This window comes from Bacillus ndiopicus, from assembly GCF_000612805.1.
Lineage (GTDB): Bacteria > Bacillota > Bacilli > Bacillales_A > Planococcaceae > Metasolibacillus > Metasolibacillus ndiopicus.
This window is the reverse complement of the sequence record NZ_HG964405.1, coordinates 296350-313791: the sequence shown is the minus strand read 5'-3', so window position 1 is coordinate 313791 and position 17442 is coordinate 296350. Positions and strand designations below refer to the sequence as shown.

Genomic DNA, 17442 nt, shown 5'->3' with positions numbered 1-17442 from the left:
GTGACCTTAAAAAACATTCCGTATTTATAACATATATCTCACAACTGAGGTGAACCATATGATTGAAATTCACAATCTTAGTAAATCTTTCAAACACTCAACAGGCCAAACAGAGATTTTACATAATATCTCTTTAACGATTGAAAAAGGGCAATGGTATACCATTATTGGTCCTTCAGGCACAGGCAAATCGACATTTTTAAACTGTATTGCTGGGTTATTAAAACCAACTGCAGGTGAAGTGCTTTATAACGATATTAATATTTATCAATTAAGTGAAAAAGCAAAAAGCAATTATCGCCGCCATCACATAGGTTTTGTTTTTCAAGACTTTAAGCTTTTGCCACATTATTCTGTATTGGATAATGTGATATTGCCATTTATTTATGATGAAGCGAAAAAAGCATTATATCCAAAAGCGATGGTGTTATTAGAGCAAATCGGTATTCGTACAGAATTATTTAAGCGCTTACCAGAAGGTTTATCGGGTGGGGAAAAGCAACGTGTAGCCATTGCTCGTGCACTTCTTGGCAAACCTGACATCTTAATTTGTGATGAGCCAACAGGTAATTTAGATATAGCGAATCGCAATGGATTACTAGATTTATTGTCGCATTGTCGCGCACAAGGACAAACGATTGTCATGGTGACACATGATGAGGATGTCGCGAAGAGTGGCGACCATATTTATAAATTAATAGATAAGCAATTAGTGAAGGTGGGGACAGCCGATGCTACATTTAGTTTGGACCAGACTACGAGCTAGAAAATTTGTTTCATTGACTATTATTCTTGCTTTTATAAGTGCCTATTTACTAATTCCGATTGGACTGTATTATGCAAAGGAAACTCGCCTAGCTGTTGAACAATCGATTGTTGAGCATGGGCGAGGAAACTATGATTTGCTAATTCGTCCCGCATCCGCTCGCTCAACAATTGAACAAACCCTTGGCGGTGTAGAGGAAAATTATATTGGGGATAGTCAAGGTGGAATCTCCATCGAGGAATGGCAGCAAATCAAGCAACATCCTGATGTGGAAGTTGCAGCACCTGTTGCATCTATCGGCTATTTTACTGGTGAAAAATTTACTATTCAAATTCCAGAATTAGATGTATCTAGCCGTTTTACCTTTGAATTTGAAACATCAGATGGACTTAAATCCTATCCTATTGCTCCACCATCACAACTTATTTACTTTAATGAATCTTCTCCAGGATTCATTCAATATTTAAAGAAAATGACACCTGAAAGTGATGCTGGGTCATTTTCTGGTGCTATGGACATATTTATACCGAATACCTTTCATTTATTAACAGGGATTGATATGAAGAGTGAGGAACAGTTAACAAATATCGACTTTTCTGATTTTAATAATGAAATCCCTCCTCTAGTAGTAAAAGCATCCGAACAGCTCTTTCCGGAGGCTCCACTCATTAAAGTGTTGCAACGTGAGGATTTGCGTATACCGCTCCAACTAAAAGTGACGGTTGATACACTGGATATAAATATTGAGGAGTACCGTGAAAAGTTAGGACTTGATACAACAGCATGGTTGATGACGGCTGAACGATCTATAATTGAACAAGTCCTTGCAGAAATTGAACAATTACCCGCTCAACAATCAACATCATATGATATAGATTTAACGCCTTTTTACAAACCTTTTAATAGCGCTGGTCTTAATTTAACAAAAGAATTTGAATTAGACGATACACCACTGTCTGTTGCCGCTGACCGTAACTATATCGCTGTACACTATTTAGCAAAAAAGCTAGATTATCAGGTAAAAGATGAAAACCTGCATGTGCAAATGGTCGAAAACGGTTCTCCTCCTTCCTACAAAGAAATTGAAAGAAAAGGAAAACCTTTAGTAGGGCTAGAACAACCTCCATTTTTATTACAACAAGTTGGAACGTTTGCACCTAACAACGAACAAGAAAGCGCTTTAACATCAAGTCCTTTGGGGATTTATGGCACAACCGAAACAAAGACTACAACTGGGGAAACACTCACGCCAACCACGATTCCTGGAAGTTTTATTGCACAGCCTACAGGTGGCATTATTTCATTGCAGGATGCTGAAATTATTAAAGGGCCAACGCCTATTGATGCGATTCGTGTTCGCTTAGCTGGGATTAGTAGCTATACGCAGGAAGCTCAGCAAAAAATTGAAGCGCTTGCATTGGAGTTTTTACAGCAAGGCTATACGATTGACATTGTTGCTGGTTCTTCTTTTAAAGAAGTGAAACTACAAGTAGAAGGGATTGGCGAAGTCATTTCTCCGTGGACAACTCTAGGTGTTGCACAGCAATTGGAGGAGCAATGGAATTCTATTACATTGTGGACAACAATCTTATTTACCATGTTTATTGTAGCTTGGTTTATTGCCCGTCTATCATTTGAAAAATCCTCTATGGTGTATGAAGATACATTACTTGCAACAATTGGTTGGACGCGTCAGAAAATTTTCCAAAGAAACACAACCGAGCAAAGCCTTTTATTAACGATGGCCTATTTATTAAGTATTGTAATCATTTTCTTTTTAGGATTCACTTCACAAGCTTACATTATTACAACAATCATTTTTATAATTGCGCTTAGTCTTGTATACATCTTTTTCAGTATTTCTAAAGAGTCAAAGACGCGTACAACGACATATCCTTTTTTACAAGCAGTTGTATATCATCGTCAGCTCATTATACCAACAATGCTTATTTTAGTAATTTCAACGATTTTATTTGTCATACAGATTGCTACAATTAGTGATGCAATTCGCCATTCAGTGGAAACAACTTTAGGACAATTTACAGTAAATACACTGCTATTATTTCAAATCTTTATTTTAGTTGCTACATTGGTCTTAACTATCTTTTCATTATTTGAATGTTTAAGTACTCTATTTTACGCTAGAGCCCAAGAATTTGATATGTACTATCGTATTGGCTGGACGAAAACGATGATTTCCTTGCATGTTGTTAAAGAAGTTTTTCTATGGACTGGATTTTCCATTGGCTTGGGTCTAATTATTAGCTACATGATTTTGTTCCAATTAAAAGTCGCTAGTTATTGGATATTTATAGAAATGCTGTGTGCTGTAGTCATATTAGGAATTGTTATTTTCTTAATGTTAGCAGTTCGTCAGCTATTAAAAGCGAAGAGAGATTAAGGAAATTAATCATAATTGTATAGCTAACTTTTTATAATTCAAAAACGTCAGCTGCCGACAAAAAATTGACGGTATGTTGGCGGAATATTGACGGTGCATAGTGGCAATATTTGCGCTATGCTAAAAGTAACCTAGGGGTACAAAGTATACTATAGCTAAATTAAAATTTTCGAAAAAATCGGAGAAAGAATTATTAAAGATTCTCAAGGTGTAGAATATTATACACAGGAATACAGTGAAAAATAAAAGTAAATGCCCTCATTGTAAACTTAGCAGACCTACACTTACTCTAATAACACTACCTTTAATCCAGATGAGGATCATAAATGTCCACTCTGGATTATTTCCTGCTCGAAAGCTAACATTACAATACAAACGAGGTGAGCATCATGATTGAAATTCGCAATCTTAGTAAATCCTTCACCAATTCGTCAGGTCAAACTGATATTTTACATAATATCTCCTTAACAATTGAGAAAGGACAATGGTATACAATTTTTGGTCCTTCTTGTACAGGAAAAACAACATTTTTAGGGTGTCTTGCTGGGTTATTATCACCGACTACAGGGGAAGTGCTGTATGATGGTATTCAGTTTTTCCAATTAAGTGATAAAGCTAGAAGCAATTATCGCCGAAAACACATAGGCTTTGTTTATCAAAATGTTAAGTTTTTACAACATTATTCCATAATAGATAATGTGGTTTTACCGTTTATTCATGATGAACCGAAAAAAACATTATATCCAAAAGCAATGACTTTGCTAGAGCAAGTTGGCATTTGTAATGAATTATTTGAACGATTCCCTGAAGATTTATCAGTTGAAGAAAGACAACGTGTAGCCATTGCTCGTGCCCTACTTGGTAATCCCAGCATACTTATATGCGATGAACCAACAGGCAATTTAGATGTAAATGAACGCAATGGGCTATTAGATTTATTGTCATTTTATCGGGCACAAGGGCAAACAATTATCATGGTCACACGTGATGAAGATGCAACAAAATATAGTGACTATATATACAAACTAGAGGATAAACAATTAGTCGAGATGGACAGGCATCGCATCAACTAATAATACTAAACAGAGGTTAAATCCATGAAAACATCTTCTGTTGTAAAATAAAGAATAATTCCCTTTTGAATAAAACAAATACAAAAGGCAGTAGGAAAATGTAGGCATATGCCCTCATTTCCCTACTGCCTTATTTTATACCACATTAACAGGCTGCAAGATCGATTATAGCTTCACTTCTTTATCTGCAATTAAGTTACCATCTTTGTCAAATGCGCGGAAGATAACTTCGTTATATAAGTCAAAACGGTCGAATTTGCGGATTGCTTGACTTGCTTTGAAGACATTCTGTCCACGAGCAATTAAGTCATAGTTGACGTCCCCATTAACAGAGCTATAACGTACTTGTACAGATGCAACATTTGTACAGTTTTCATTTAATTCTGCTGTCATAATGACAGTTGAACGTGTAATATCTACTGTCGCTGCATTGAATAAACCTGCACTCGTATCACAGCTAGCATCCGATACGAATGTTTGACATAGAATCGCATCAACAACAGCTTGGTATGCACTATGCAAGCGTTCGATATCTGTTACATGATAACTCTGACCGCCTGTTTCAGAGGCGATTTTTTTCAAAATTGCTGTATTAACATCTTTGGCTGGTCCAACAGCAATAGTATGAATTTGTACTTTTGCTTTTTTTGCACTGTCGATGATTCTTTCCACCTGTGCATTTGGTGCCTTACCGTCCGTAATTAATACCATTGATTTTGCGACTTTATCATCTGTAGTATAGTTATCAAGCGCTGTTTGTACGGCTTTCGCAATATTTGTACCACGCGAAGTCATTTTATCATATGAGATAAAGCCTTCCATATTAGCTATATTTGTTGCCGTCCCCTTCACTACTGAACCAGGATTTGTCGCAAATGGAACGACGATATTGTTACTTGAAGCAATTTGACGAATTAATTGCTTTGTTTTTTCCGCTGTATAATTATTCGGGTCTTGCTTACGCATTGAGCCAGACTGATCGACGACAAAGGCAACCTCCGTTACAAGCGTACATTTATTTTTAGAGAACTTAAAGTTCGTAAAGATTTTTTCCTTTACAGGTACACCAATTAATTCTCTAAACATATCGCGATAACGAGGATCAATATTGGAAGAAACTAATGTAACAGTCGCATTAGATGAACCATATACAATGGAATCGAAATAAGCAACAGCTGAGCCAGCATAGCCCGTTCCTTTATTGTAATCCGTCGTATTTGTATTGAACGATACAACTTTGCGCTGTCCATTAAATTCGATTTCTGCTGTACCTTTATAATCTTTAATAACACGTCCGCCTGGTGCAACTAAATTAACGATCACTTTCGTATAGCGCTCCATACCTTCTGGTCGCTCAACAATTTCTTGACTTTCCTTTAAGCTATCCACCTTGGCATTATAGCCGTTTAAATTACCGACTGTATCTTTGTAATTTTTCGCTAAGTAATCTTGGTCTGCCTTGCTTAATGAGTCGAAAATGGCTTTCACAGCCTTTACACTGTCATAGTGTACCATCGTTAAATCATTTGTATTTCTAGGGAAATATGTTAGTAAATGAACAATCAATGCATGGATTTTAGATTCAAATTGGCTTGTGAAGCTTTCATCCATCACATCCTGTAAATTATAAACTGCTCGACCTTCACTATTAATGGTATAGTAAACATTTACTTTACCGAAACCACCACGCCCCTGGTCATCACCATGGATCATGCGCTCTAAAATTTGCTCAAATAACCATACAGAAATAAGCTGATTATCCATACGAAGCTCTGCATTCTCATATTGAATTGCGTTATCTCGCACACGGCCATTGACAATTTGACCTGTAGAGTTTGTGTAATTTTCCCACTTTACTCCGTCAAATGTTAATTCATCTGGATCATAATCACGTATTTCAATAATGCCGTTTGGTGTAAATGGTATTGTTTGCACTGTATTAGCATCAGCTTTCCCAGCAGGTAACGCAGGTAACGGCTTTGGACCTGGCGTAATATTTCCCCCACCATTCGGTTGATCTGGATCATATACTTCATATGAAATACGTACCTCCGCTTTTGGTACATAACGCAACTCTACCTCAATACGTTGATTGCGATAACTTGCATATTTCGTTTCGTTATTGTTAACAAGCTCAAATGTAATTAAATCTTTTTCTGATTTTGTTAAGGCTGGTGCAATAATGTAAGCATTTAGCTCACCACCATCTGTGAAAATTGTTGTTGTGCTGCTTCCTGCATTTTTCTCTGGCTGTGAGCCCGTTGTTGGTGGTGATTCAACAATACGTGCTCCAACTTTTGAAGTTACTTTAAATTGTAATGATGTATCATATGGAATATCATTGCCGTAGCTGTCCTTCAATAAAATTTGAATCGCAGCAGCATCTAGACCGTTTGCTGTTAACTCCTCAGTTGACACATTAATGCTTTGAACAGCTTTAAATGCACTAGGGTTATTTGACTTGCCATTTTCTGTCTTAGCAGGTGGATTTAGCTCTACAGTACCGTTAGAGCTGACAAAATTTAATGGTAATGTCACTTTGCTATCATCTTTACCTGTTGGAGCCGAGCGCAAGCCTTCAACGGCAATTGCTCCACTTTTCACAGTGCGATATAAAAATGAAACAAGGTCGCCACGCGTAATTGCTTTTGACGCAGCATAATCATCGAAAGTTTTTTTCCCTGTTAATCCTTTTGTAATTTCATGTGTATACAAATATTGCACTGCCTGTACTTCTGATAAGTCAAGGCTATTGATTGCTGCATAAAGACGAGCAAACTGCCCTCTCGTTGCATTCGCTGTACGTCGTCCAGCATTATTCGTGCCATAAATCGGCATGTTTAAATCGGCATAATATGTGTAAACCATATCGTTCGTATAACTGAAGTGATAGTTTTTATCAAGCTGCGCAACCATCATAAGCATTTGCTGCTCAGTTACAGTTGCGTTTGGCTGAAATTGACTACCTGAAAGCTGCACTAAACCCTGTTCAACTGCCCATTGAGCTGCTGTATATTTTTCACTATTTTTCTCGATATCCGAAATCGATATCGCTGCGGCATTTGTTGGTGCTGCAAGTGGAAGCCACGCTGCAAAAAGTAGTACTGTGCATAGTACGATAATCCATGTTTTTTTCATGCTGTCCATGTAGCCCCCTCCTTAGTCAAAGAATAAAATATCATCACGATAATTTTGCTTTAAGTCATTTTCTAAATACTCAAGGAAACGAATCATGATTAGTGACGCTTGTGCACGTGTTAAATTTTGCTTTGGATTGAAATTGCCATTTGAATCACCTGTCATTATGCCTAATTCTGATGCAACATATATTGCATCACGCGCATAATCTGTAATTTTCGCATCATCACGGAATTGTGTTTTATAACCCGGATCTGGTGCTTTCCCTTCTAGACCAAGTGCACGAACTAAAATTGTCGCAGCTTGCTGACGAGTTAAATAACCGCTTGGATCAAATTTTGTTGGTGTAACACCTGATACTACACCTTTATTCACAGCCGATTCTAAATAGCCGTAATCCTTCGTTGTTCGTTTTACATCTTTAAAAATACCTTCCGGTGATTTTCTTCCTTTTTTTGTATTTTCCTCTAATACACGTAAATCAATTGCTTTTCCAATAGCAACCGCAAAATCATAGCGCTGCATTGGTGTATTTGGGGAGAAGAAATTCGACGGGTCATCTAAAATGCTTAACGAATATAGTTTCTCAACAGCATCTTTTGCTTGATGGCTTGATAAATCTCTAAATTTTGGAACGATTAATCGCTCGATCCGAGGCATTTTTTCCAAGTTTAATGAAACGGTTCCTGATTTTTTTGGCAGTTTATACTCATATTCAGAAATAATATCAGCTGCACTATTTACAACATATCCGCCATAAAAGCTTGATAAAGTAGATGCATTCTCCTCAAAGTTTAATGTACGAGATTTTGACGAAGATACACGGTTTTTCACTGTACCAATTGAGCCGTCCTCAAACACCATTTCGTACTCTGTAATTTGAGTTTCTGTCGCTCCCCAGAAGTTTTCGTAGCCTTCATTACGGCTGTCAATATGAATTGTAATTTCGTCTGTATTTCTACCATTTTTCACCGAATATGTTTTACGTGCAATCGCATTACCTGAAAAATAATCAGATGCAGGACGTTTGTCTGTCACTGCGCTTTTTGAAAATTGGTAGTCTGTTAATGTATACGTTTTATTTCCAACAGTAATTTTTTCTGTATACTTTGTTACTTCACCCGTTGCTGTGCTTTGACCGATTTGATCGTAATTTGTTACATCATATACATATGTAAATTGACGGGTTAATTTTTCTCCACTAGCCCCTGTTAATGTCAGCTTATACGATTCTGTCAATTGCCCCTTTTTTTCAGCTACGGTTACAGATACATTTTTATTTGTACCAGTTAGCTTAATAGGCACCCCAGTAATAAATATGTATTCCTCATACGTATTTTCATTTTTAACTCCACCATTTAAATCAATCGTTGTTGCCTGAGCCTTTCCCGAATAAAAAATTACTGAAAATAGCAATAAGGAGACGATTGTAATTAACCATTGACGCTGTTTCATGCTCTACACTCCTTAATTAAATAATGAGGAGGCTGTTCAGCCATTGAACAGCCTTCATTATTTTTATTTTTTAAGATTATTCATTCACTAAAATAACGTGTGCATCGAATGCCGCATTTGTAAATAAGACAATTCGATCAGATGCATTTAGCTCTGAAGCTTTAATTACTTTACCATTTTTAATAATCATCGCCTGGTCTAACATAACATTTGTTAAAGAGCCACTATCAATCCATTCACCATTCAACCATTGACTCACATCTTTTACGTTCATTAGACGTGTTTCCTTTCCATTGCTTGTCAATGTGCGGAAATCTTGAATACGGCCTGTTAGTACAAGCTGTGATTTTTTCTGTGATGATGTCAGTACATGCAATGCTTGAACATGTCCATCTTTCACATAGTAGTAACCATATGCCCCTTCATGTTCAATTAAATCCATATTCGGCACAATTGAAATAACACCGTTACGTACATTTGTTACCATATGTGAGCTATTGCTATAAGCAAAAGTAGTCTTTGATTGTGGTACCCAATAATTATTTTCGATTTTTTCAAGTCCATCTAGCTCGATTAAATAATTATCCATATCAACAAATTCTAATTTACCAAAATACAAGCCATGTTGTGCTAAGTTCGGTGATGTAAAGCTATCATTCGTAATATTAACAACATGTGCAAAACGGCTATTCGTCGTACCGTCTGTCACTACATAAGCCGAACCATATGCTGCTAAAGTCGATGGCTCTACTAAACGACCGTTACGGATTAAAATCGAGCCTTCGTGGAAGTATAGTTGGCCTGCATAGCCTAAACGTAAGAAGTTTAAAGAAGTATTAACAGCAGTTAATGGCTCGTAATAAGTACGCTCATTATTTTGTAATACAACAACCTTTTTTACTACTTCTTTGCCAAACTGCTTCGTTGTAGCATAATACAGCTCACTGTTCTGATAGTTTCTTAGCTGATTTTTTGTAATTTTTTCATTGCCTACATAAATCGATGTATTATTATCGAATGTAAATGTGTTCATTGCAGTTTTTTCTGAAGTACCAAATAACCAATTTGTAAAGGCATGTGCATTTTGTACAACAAATGTATTTGCTGAAGTATTAACCGTTTGTAGCTTTGCCTTATAAACATTTGCCACCTGTACACCCGTTACAATAATTTCCATTTCAGAAATAATAGAAGTTGAAGGGCTTGAGAATTTCACTTTTACACGGTCCCCTTCATACAGCGCACTTAACTCATAAGTAGAAGAACCCTTTATGAATTTCGTATTTTTATTCACGTAGTAATCCTGCTCTTTTGTACCATCCATTTTAATTGTTACAAATAAGCCATTTGGATCGATTTTTGTCACAGTCCCATATTTTTGCTTACTGCTGGGTGCAATTGTTCCTTGTTCAACGGCTGAAGTCCCACGCATTTCTGTTACTCTACGCAAATTTACTACTACTGTAACCTCCATACCTGACTTAAAGCCCTCAATTGTAGTCAAAGTATTATTAATATAAAGCTTTGCGCTATTATCCATATTAAATGTGCTACGATTGCCTCGACTATTTTCCAATGTAACGCCACTTAATGCTTTCGTTACAGTACCATCTTTTGCAACCGTTTCATTATATGTTGCCGAAATAAATGTGTATGTTGTTGCTGCTTCTGCTTGCTGATTAGGCACTATGAGACTAAATAACACCACAAGCATTACGAGCATTGTTGCTGCTTTTTTAAACAATGCGCTTCCTCCTCTTGTGTTACAAATTGCATATGTAATGTCCATTAAGCCAATGGACGACTTCCTTATACAGAAATATCAATTGACTGTCCTAAATTCGGATGTGGTACATCTATTACTTCTAATAGCTGCTCCGTGCTTTGCTGTTCAAATTCCATTACTTGCTTTGTGACAGCAATTGATACTTGTTGCATCAATTGTGTTTGCTTCATATTCATTGCTAATGCTGCGATATCCATCTTATCCACCTCCTATTAGCTCACAATTTTAACTAGGCGAATTTCATCAGTGATAGGTATTCCATCATTTCCAATCATAGGAATGGTACATTTAATTTCTCTTGCTTTTTCAACAGCATTTGGAAATACAGCCTCTATTTTATAACCTCTTTTTTGATAGAATCTTAGAGCATTTAAATTATCGTTAGTTGTCACTAGCGATATGGTCGAAATTGCTTTTTGTTGTGCTAATTTCTCCACTTCTTTCATTAAAAGCGACCCTATTCCCTTTCCTTCTGCAATGCTATCTAAAGAAATTACCTCAACTTCATGCTTGTGAATAACATATGTCACTAGCCCTAAAATTCGATTTTTTTCTTCAAATATAAAGCCATCAAGTTCACTACAAACATATGTACCAGAAGAAATGATCATCTCTGAGCTACCCCAATTTTCTTCAAAAAAATCAATTACTTGTAATCTATTTTTCTCAGTTATTTTTGTTATAGGCATAGCTATTTCCCCCTACTATATTTCATCGGACAAAAACGTGAATTATCTAGTTTTTTCTTTCAATTCATTTTAACATAAAAAAATATAAGAGGTGCCAAAAAACAGATATTCATCTGCTTTTTGGCACCTTTTTTGCATTTTTAAGTTTAAATGTATTTCTCAATTTCTCCCCATGCCTGCTCAAAGCCTAATCCTGTTTCTGATGAGAAGACGATAAGTTTATCAGCTGGGTCCATATCAAGTGTTTCTTTGACAATTTTTTTATGTTTATCCCATTTACCTTTTGGGATTTTATCTGCCTTCGTTGCAATAACTATGCATGGAATATTGTAATGCTTTAAAAAATCGTACATCATCTGGTCATCCCCAGTCGGTGAATGACGCAAATCGACAATTAACACAACGGCTTTTAATAAATCTCGCCCAGTGAAATATTTTTCAATCATTTTCCCCCAAGCAGCACGCTCTGATTTTGAAACCTTTGCATAACCATAGCCTGGTACATCAACAAAAAATAATTGCTCTTCAATTTTATAAAAATTGAGCGTTTGTGTTTTGCCTGGCTTTGATGAAATACGCGCCATCGCCTTGCGCCCAATCATTCGGTTAATAAATGACGATTTCCCAACGTTTGAACGACCTGCTAATGCAAATTCTGGCAGTCCATCTTCTGGATATTGCTCTGGTCTAACGGCACTAATGACCATTTCGACATTATGGACTTTCATAAAATTAAAAACCTCCGTCAAGTGCCAATGCTAGAACTTCCTCCGCCTGTGACACAAGTTTAAATGTAAGCTGCTCACGAATCATTTCTGGAATATCATCGATATCGCGCTCGTTATCTTTCGGTAAAATAACCGTTGTTAACCCTGCACGATGAGCACTTAACGATTTTTCCTTTAGACCACCAATTGGCAATACGCGACCGCGCAACGTAATTTCTCCTGTCATACCAACTTCGCGCTTAATTGGTTTATTCGTTATAGCAGATACGATTGCTGTTGCTATTGTAATTCCAGCAGATGGTCCATCCTTTGGAACAGCTCCTTCAGGTACGTGGATATGCAAATCATGCTGGTCAAAAAAGTCTGCGTCAACACCAAGCTTTGTCGTTAAAGAACGGACAAATGTTAAAGCTGTTTGTGCCGACTCTTTCATAACATCGCCTAATTTACCTGTCAGCTGAATTTTACCTTTTCCTGGTGTTAATGAAACTTCAATTTGTAACGTATCGCCACCAACAGATGTATAAGCTAAGCCCGTTGCTACACCAATTTGATTTTCTTCCTCTGCCTGACCATAACGATAGCGATGCTTACCAAGCAGCTCTGTTAATGTTTTAGCATTCAGTGTTACACGTTTTTTCTCACCAGAAACAATAATTTTAGCTACTTTACGGCAAATCGTTGCAATTTGTCGCTCTAAGCCACGCACACCTGCTTCACGTGTATAATAACGAATAATATCGACTATCGCTTCCTCTTTCAAAATAAGCTGTGCTTTTTTCAAGCCATGCTCCTTTATTTGTTTTGGTGCTAAATGATTAACAGCAATTTTAGTCTTTTCTAATTCTGTATAGCCTGCAATCGAAATGATTTCCATACGGTCAAGCAATGGTCCAGGAATAGTGCTTAAATCATTCGCAGTAGCAACAAATAATACGTTTGATAAATCGTACGTCTCTTCGATATAGTGATCGCTAAATGTATGGTTTTGCTCTGGATCTAATACTTCTAACATCGCTGCTGAAGGGTCGCCCCTAAAATCATTCGACATTTTATCAATTTCATCTAATAAAAAGACCGGATTGATTGTTCCTGCTTTTTTCATTCCTTGAATAATACGACCTGGCATAGCTCCAACATACGTTCGACGATGCCCACGAATTTCAGACTCATCTCGCACTCCGCCAAGTGAAATACGGACAAAATTACGATCTAAGCTTTCTGCAATTGAACGTGCTAAGCTCGTTTTACCAACACCTGGAGGACCAGCTAAACAAAGGATAGGACCACGTAAAGTATTCGTTAACTGACGCACAGATAAATACTCTAAAATACGCTCCTTCACTTTTTCTAATCCATCATGGTCACGATTTAAAATTTCTTCTGCGTGCGCAATATCTAAACGGTCTGTCGTTTTTTCACTCCATGGAATAGACACTAGCCATTCTACATAGTTTCGAATTACACCACTTTCGGCACTAGCTGCTGGCAATTTTTCGTAGCGATCAAGCTCTTTTAATGCTACTTTCCTTGTTGATTCAGGCATTCCAGAAGCATCAATACGTTTACGTAATTCAGTAACCTCACCCATCTTACCATCACGATCGCCTAGCTCTGTTTGGATAGCTTTCATTTGCTCGCGCAAATAATACTCTTTTTGCGTGCGTTCCATTGCTTGTTTTACTTTGTTATTAATTTTCTTTTCAAGGTCTAAAATTTCTTGCTCATCATGTAGACGAATAATTAAATTATCCAGACGTTTTTTGACATTGAAAATCGCTAAAATCTCCTGCTTCTCTTGTACCTTTAATGGTAAATGTGAGGCAATAACATCCGCTAATCGACCAGGCTCCGTGATGTCTACTACAGAATCAATCGTTTCTTCCGTAATTTTTTTCGACATTTTTGCGTATTTTTCAAAAAAAACCAATAAAGTACGCATTAAAGCCTCTGTTTCAGAGTCTTTATATGTTGGATCTTCCGATAAATCTACGTCTACAGTTGTAAAATTAAGTTCCTCTTTATATTTTTTTATTTCGCCACGGCTAATACCTTCCACTAAAATGCGTAATGTACCATTTGGTAATTTTAACATTTGCTTCACTGTTGCTAGCGTACCGATTTTAAATAGATCTTCCTTTTCAGGCGCTTCTACTCGCATATCCTTTTGCGCGGTTAAAAAAATATAGCTTTCATTTACCATTGCATGCTCTAATGCTGCAACTGAACGATCCCGCCCTACATCAATATGTAGCACCATTGAAGGATAAACAAGCAAGCCTCTTAATGGTAATAATGGTATATTTTCTTTTATCTTATTCATGCGGGACTCACCTCCATCAATTTCAATCCGTAACAACCCGCTATTTATAGTATGTGTTTAATTCAACATCTTTATTTGTTATCGGATACGAATCATTTTTATGTACAAAAATTTACGAAGAAAAATTGCACTACAACTGTTTGCAATATAGAGAAAAGCTGACTACCTACTTGTGCTGATGCACGTTCGATGTCAGCTTTTGTTGTTCGCTGTAATATTTTTAGGCAGACGTTTTTTCGTTATCTCTTTTCAGTTCAGTGCCATCTGCTAGTAGCAATTTAGGCTCCGCTTTATCAACGATTGTTTCTGCAGTAATAATACATTTTACAATGTCATCACGTGATGGCAATTCAAACATTACATCCAGCATTGTTGCTTCAATAATAGAACGCAAGCCACGTGCGCCTGTTTTACGCTCAATCGCAAGTTTAGCGATTTCCTCTAACGCCTTCTCTTCAAATTCAAGCTCTACATTATCAAGTTCAAGCATTTTTTGATATTGTTTTGCTAATGCATTTTTAGGCTCTGTTAAAATTTGTACAAGTGCCTCTACATTTAGCTGCTCTAAACTTGCTAATACAGGTAAACGCCCGATGAATTCTGGAATAAGACCGAATTTCAATAAATCTTCTGGAATAAGTTGAGAAAGTAATGACCCTTGATCTTCTTCCACTTTATTTGGATTTGATCCGAAACCAATTACTTTTTCACCTTGACGACGTTTAATAATTTGCTCGATTCCATCAAACGCACCACCTACGATGAATAGGATATTTGATGTATCAATTTGTAAAAACTCCTGATGTGGGTGCTTACGACCGCCTTGTGGTGGGACGCTTGCCACTGTGCCTTCTAAAATTTTCAGCAACGCTTGTTGTACACCTTCACCAGATACATCGCGAGTGATTGACGGATTTTCTGATTTGCGTGCCACTTTATCGATTTCATCGATATAAATAATACCTTTTTCCGCACGCTCGATATCATAATCAGCTGCTTGAATAAGCTTTAATAATATATTTTCCACATCTTCTCCGACATAGCCAGCCTCTGTTAAAGAAGTTGCGTCTGCAATCGCAAATGGTACGTTTAAAATGCGTGCTAATGTTTGTGCTAATAATGTTTTACCACTACCTGTTGGTCCTATTAACACAATATTAGATTTTGACAATTCCACATCGTCAATTTTAGCATTTGAGTTAATGCGTTTATAATGATTGTAAACCGCCACAGCTAAAGCTTTTTTAGCGCGCTCTTGTCCAATCACATACTCACCCAAAATCCCTAAAATTTCTTTAGGTTTTGGAATATCTTTAAAGTCGATTTCTTCTTCTACTCCAAGCTCTTCTACAACAATTTCAGAGCATAGTTCGATACATTCGTCACAAATATATACACCTGGTCCTGCCACCAGCTTACGAACTTGTTCTTGTGGTTTTCCACAGAAAGAGCATTTTAAATTGCCGTTTTCATCATTAAATTTGAACAATTTGTTTCACCCCTATTCAAGCTTCAATCTTACAAGATTATTTGTTCTTTATCAAATATATTGACTGCCTTTATTATTGATTTATGTATATTATAGGTTTTACACAAAAATATATGCCTAGCCATACTTACATTAAAAAGCAATCCATAGTTGCATTTAGGTTAGATCAACTATGTTTTCTATGTATATGTGATAAAACAAGGTACAAAATAGCGTACCTTGTTTTATCTATATTTTGCAAGTAACTCTAATTAAGAAATTTTCGCGTTTTCAACTAGTAATTCAACTGTTTTTTGTGTGCGAATATCATTTTCTAAAACTGCTGTACCACCTAATGCTGCTGTGATTTGCTCAACTGTCATACCAAATTGTGCAGACATTTTTTCTAATTCAGCATTGATATCTTCTTCAGAAATTTCAATGCCTTCTGCAGCAGCGATTGCTTCTAGTGTTAGTGATACACGTACGCGGTTTTCAGCATCAGCAGTCATTTGCTCACGTAAAGCTTCTTCGCTTTGACCAGAGAATTGGTAGTAAAGCTCAAGGTTCATACCTTGCATTTGTAAACGTTGACCAAATTCTTGTACCATGCGATCTACTTCAGTGTTAATCATTGCTTGTGGAATGTCGATTTCAGCGTTTTCAGCTGCTTTTTCAACTAATTCGTCACGTAGCGCAGCTTCAGAATCTGATTCTTTTTGTGCCGCTGTTGTTTCTTTAATCTTTGCGCGTAAAGCTTCAACGCTATCAACCTCAGAATCTAATTCTTTAGCAAATTCATCATTTAATTCAGGTAATACCTTTGTTTTTACTTCTTTCACTGTTACTTTGAAAGTAGCTTCTTTTCCAGCTAATTCAGTAGCGTGGTATTCTTCTGGGAATGTTACAACAACATCTTTTGCTTCTCCAGCTTTTACACCTACTAATTGCTCTTCAAAGCCAGGAATGAATGAGCCTGAACCGATTTCTAATGGGTAGTCTGAACCTTTACCACCTTCGAATGCTTCGTCACCTACAAAGCCTTCGAAATCGATAACCGCTGTATCACCCTCAACGATTGCTTCGTCTTCTTTAATTTCAAGCTCAGCTTTTTTCGCTAATTCTGCTTCGATTTGAGCGTCTACTTCTTCATCTGTTACTTCTGTTGGAAGCTTAGTTACTTCAAGACCTTTATAATCACCTAATTTAGGTTCTGGTTTCACGATAACTGTTGCAGTGAATGTGAAGCCTTCACCTTTAGCAAAGTTTTCAGTTCCATCGATTTCTGGGAAATCAACTGGCTCAATACCAGCTTCATCAATAGCGTTTGCATACGCTTCTGGGATGATAATTTCTAAAGCATCTTGGTAAAGTGCTTCAACACCAAAACGTTTTTCAAACATCGGGCGAGGCATTTTCCCTTTACGGAAACCAGGCACGTTAATTTGCTTTACAACTTTAGCGAAAGCTTTGTCTAAAGCTTTGTTTACTTCTTCAGCTGGTACCTCGATTGTTAATAAACCTTGGTTACCTTCTTGTTTTTCCCATTTAACTGACATGTATATAACCTCCAAAATTAAATTGCTCTGCTAACAAACATATTTGTTTTATACAG

At 36.8% G+C, this 17442-nt stretch carries 12 protein-coding genes; 3 read left to right on the top strand and 9 right to left on the bottom strand.

All coding sequences use genetic code 11. The annotated features are described in order from the left end of the window. Positions 1 to 58: 58 nt before the first annotated feature. The 3 genes from TY13_RS09790 (at position 59) to TY13_RS09780 (ending at position 4240) form a co-directional block, all read left to right on the top strand. A complete protein-coding gene (locus tag TY13_RS09790; protein ID WP_042474969.1) occupies positions 59 to 766 on the top strand; it encodes an ABC transporter ATP-binding protein in 708 nt (235 codons plus the stop codon). After that, on the top strand, positions 732 to 3167 hold the full coding sequence (locus TY13_RS09785; RefSeq protein ID WP_042474966.1) for an ABC transporter permease: 2436 nt from the start codon (positions 732 to 734) through the stop codon (positions 3165 to 3167). The genes TY13_RS09790 and TY13_RS09785 overlap by 35 nt, the downstream gene beginning before the upstream one ends. A 389-nt stretch (positions 3168 to 3556) precedes the next feature. Then, positions 3557 to 4240, top strand: a complete 684-nt coding sequence (locus tag TY13_RS09780; protein ID WP_042474963.1) for an ABC transporter ATP-binding protein — start codon at positions 3557 to 3559, stop codon at positions 4238 to 4240. A gap of 165 nt (positions 4241 to 4405) precedes the next feature. On the opposite strand, the gene TY13_RS09775 is transcribed toward TY13_RS09780, so the two are convergent. The 9 genes from TY13_RS09775 to tig form a co-directional block, all read right to left on the bottom strand. Continuing rightward, on the bottom strand, positions 4406 to 7387 hold the full coding sequence (locus TY13_RS09775; RefSeq protein WP_042474961.1) for a vWA domain-containing protein: 2982 nt from the start codon (positions 7385 to 7387) through the stop codon (positions 4406 to 4408). Between the two features lie 12 nt (positions 7388 to 7399). Next, complete coding sequence (locus TY13_RS09770; protein WP_042474957.1) at positions 7400 to 8833, bottom strand: S-layer homology domain-containing protein; 1434 nt, start codon at positions 8831 to 8833, stop codon at positions 7400 to 7402. A gap of 76 nt (positions 8834 to 8909) precedes the next feature. After that, complete coding sequence (locus tag TY13_RS09765; RefSeq protein WP_042474954.1) at positions 8910 to 10577, bottom strand: hypothetical protein; 1668 nt, start codon at positions 10575 to 10577, stop codon at positions 8910 to 8912. A 65-nt stretch (positions 10578 to 10642) separates the two neighbouring features. Continuing rightward, positions 10643 to 10816: a YjfB family protein gene (locus TY13_RS20140; protein WP_074432955.1), complete on the bottom strand. Its 174-nt coding sequence runs from the start codon at positions 10814 to 10816 to the stop codon at positions 10643 to 10645. Between the two features lie 15 nt (positions 10817 to 10831). Further along, complete coding sequence (locus tag TY13_RS09760) at positions 10832 to 11308, bottom strand: GNAT family N-acetyltransferase (protein ID WP_042474951.1); 477 nt, start codon at positions 11306 to 11308, stop codon at positions 10832 to 10834. A gap of 146 nt (positions 11309 to 11454) precedes the next feature. Then, a complete protein-coding gene (gene yihA, locus TY13_RS09755; RefSeq protein WP_042474948.1) occupies positions 11455 to 12036 on the bottom strand; it encodes a ribosome biogenesis GTP-binding protein YihA/YsxC in 582 nt (193 codons plus the stop codon). Between the two features lie 4 nt (positions 12037 to 12040). Continuing rightward, positions 12041 to 14359, bottom strand: a complete 2319-nt coding sequence (lon, locus tag TY13_RS09750; protein WP_042474945.1) for an endopeptidase La — start codon at positions 14357 to 14359, stop codon at positions 12041 to 12043. A gap of 220 nt (positions 14360 to 14579) precedes the next feature. Then, the gene (gene clpX / locus TY13_RS09745; protein WP_042474943.1) at positions 14580 to 15848 is read right to left on the bottom strand and encodes an ATP-dependent protease ATP-binding subunit ClpX; all 1269 of its coding nucleotides are present in this window, start codon (positions 15846 to 15848) and stop codon (positions 14580 to 14582) included. Positions 15849 to 16099: 251 nt separating this feature from the next. Beyond that, the gene (gene tig, locus TY13_RS09740; protein ID WP_042474940.1) at positions 16100 to 17386 is read right to left on the bottom strand and encodes a trigger factor; all 1287 of its coding nucleotides are present in this window, start codon (positions 17384 to 17386) and stop codon (positions 16100 to 16102) included. Positions 17387 to 17442: the final 56 nt, after the last annotated feature.

Coding starts and splice junctions, on each gene's coding strand:
- TY13_RS09785 (WP_042474966.1), top strand. CDS start 732: ATGCTACATTTAGTTTGGACCAGACTACGAGCTAGAAAATTTGTTTCA.
- yihA (WP_042474948.1), bottom strand. CDS start 12,036: ATGAAAGTCCATAATGTCGAAATGGTCATTAGTGCCGTTAGACCAGAG.
- tig (WP_042474940.1), bottom strand. CDS start 17,386: ATGTCAGTTAAATGGGAAAAACAAGAAGGTAACCAAGGTTTATTAACA.
- TY13_RS09790 (WP_042474969.1), top strand. CDS start 59: ATGATTGAAATTCACAATCTTAGTAAATCTTTCAAACACTCAACAGGC.
- lon (WP_042474945.1), bottom strand. CDS start 14,359: ATGAATAAGATAAAAGAAAATATACCATTATTACCATTAAGAGGCTTG.
- TY13_RS09760 (WP_042474951.1), bottom strand. CDS start 11,308: ATGCCTATAACAAAAATAACTGAGAAAAATAGATTACAAGTAATTGAT.
- TY13_RS09780 (WP_042474963.1), top strand. CDS start 3,557: ATGATTGAAATTCGCAATCTTAGTAAATCCTTCACCAATTCGTCAGGT.
- TY13_RS09775 (WP_042474961.1), bottom strand. CDS start 7,387: ATGGACAGCATGAAAAAAACATGGATTATCGTACTATGCACAGTACTA.
- TY13_RS20140 (WP_074432955.1), bottom strand. CDS start 10,816: ATGGATATCGCAGCATTAGCAATGAATATGAAGCAAACACAATTGATG.
- TY13_RS09770 (WP_042474957.1), bottom strand. CDS start 8,833: ATGAAACAGCGTCAATGGTTAATTACAATCGTCTCCTTATTGCTATTT.